The following is an 843-nucleotide window of genomic DNA, read 5'->3' as shown; positions in this document are numbered from 1 at the left end:
CGGGCGGCAGGATCTCAACCCGGGGGCCCTCCTCCGCATCAACGAAGACGCTGCGCAGCGCCTCGTGGCGCGCATACAGCTGATCGAGGCTGCGTCGCCACGCCGCGCGGTCCAGCCTGCCCCGCAAGCGCCAGCCCAGCGGAATGTGGTAGCGGGTGCTGTCCTTGTCCAGCTGGGCCAGAAACCACAGCCGCTGCTGCGCAAACGACAGCAATAGAAGGTCTTCGCGGCCTATGGTTTGTATCAACCTGGGCTTTCGCTTACCGTCATTACAATTTCTGTCTTTGGCAAGCAAGACAAGCTCGGTTAAGTCATCAATATCGAGATCTTCTAACTCGATCCTAGTTAGATCTGTCATGTCCGCATTCCCAAAGAAAGCAGGTTCCGAAGTTCATCAGGATCGAATTCTCGTTCGATCAAAGCGATAGCAGTCATACGGGCCAGATCGGCCAGCACCGGCCGCGCAAACAGCATCGCCAGCGACAGTTCCACACCCGCAATCTGCGACAGCCGGCTGAGCAGCCGAACGGCCAGCAGCGAATGGCCGCCCAGCTCGAAGAAGTGGTCATGCCGACCGACCCGCTCCAGACCCAGCAGCTCCGCCCACAGCTGCGCCAGCACCGTCTCGAGCTCCCCGCGCGGCGCCTCGTAGCCCCGCCGCGCATACGCATCGTCCTGCGGCGCAGGCAGCGCCCGCCGGTCCAGCTTGCCATTGGCCGTCAGCGGCAGCGCCCCCAGCGGCACGAACGCCGCCGGCACCATGTAGTCCGGCAGCTGCCCCACCAGATGCGCGCGCAGCGTCGCCGCAAGCTGCGCTTCCTGCGCCTCCTGTGCGGCCACCAC

General features: G+C 64.2%; 2 protein-coding genes. Both read right to left on the bottom strand.

The features are described from left to right. Positions 1 to 358, bottom strand: a 358-nt coding sequence (locus AB3X96_RS42495; RefSeq protein WP_368594413.1) for a condensation domain-containing protein, incomplete at its 3' end; no start/stop codon positions are given. Further along, positions 355 to 843, bottom strand: a 489-nt coding sequence (locus tag AB3X96_RS42490) for a phosphopantetheine-binding protein (protein WP_368594412.1), incomplete at its 5' end; no start/stop codon positions are given. The genes AB3X96_RS42490 and AB3X96_RS42495, both read right to left, overlap by 4 nt.

The organism is Paraburkholderia sp. BR13439 (genome assembly GCF_040948805.1).
Lineage (GTDB): Bacteria > Pseudomonadota > Gammaproteobacteria > Burkholderiales > Burkholderiaceae > Paraburkholderia > Paraburkholderia youngii.
This window is presented reverse-complemented; position numbering and strand designations above follow the sequence as displayed.